At 67.5% G+C, this 424-nt stretch carries 1 protein-coding gene; it reads left to right on the forward strand.

Annotation, left to right across the window (positions count from 1 at the left end; translation table 11 throughout):
* A partial coding sequence (locus ACM6IP_RS25170; RefSeq protein WP_414862526.1) for an ABC transporter permease subunit occupies positions 1-424 on the forward strand: 424 nt, incomplete at both ends.

Below are 424 nucleotides of genomic sequence, written 5' to 3' on the forward strand. Positions count from 1 at the left end.
TCTACTAGGCCCGACCATCATGCGCCTGATGGACATCATGCTGGCCCTGCCGTCCTTGCTGCTGGCCGTGGCGATTGTCGCCATCCTCGGCCCTGGCCTGATCAACACCGTGATCGCCATCGCCATCGTCTCCCTGCCGTCCTACGTGCGCCTGACCCGTGCCGCGGTGATGGGCGAGCTGAACCGTGACTACGTGACGGCCGCGCGCCTGGCCGGTGCCGGCCTGCCCCGCCTGATGTTCATCACCGTGCTGCCCAACTGCATGGCTCCGCTGATCGTCCAGGCAACCCTGAGTTTTTCCTCGGCGATTCTCGATGCCGCCGCCCTGGGCTTCCTCGGCCTCGGCGTGCAACCGCCAACCCCGGAGTGGGGCACCATGCTGGCCTCGGCCCGCGACTACATCGAACGCGCCTGGTGGGTGGTC

This window comes from Pseudomonas sp. IT-P176, from assembly GCF_949767245.1.
GTDB lineage: Bacteria > Pseudomonadota > Gammaproteobacteria > Pseudomonadales > Pseudomonadaceae > Aquipseudomonas.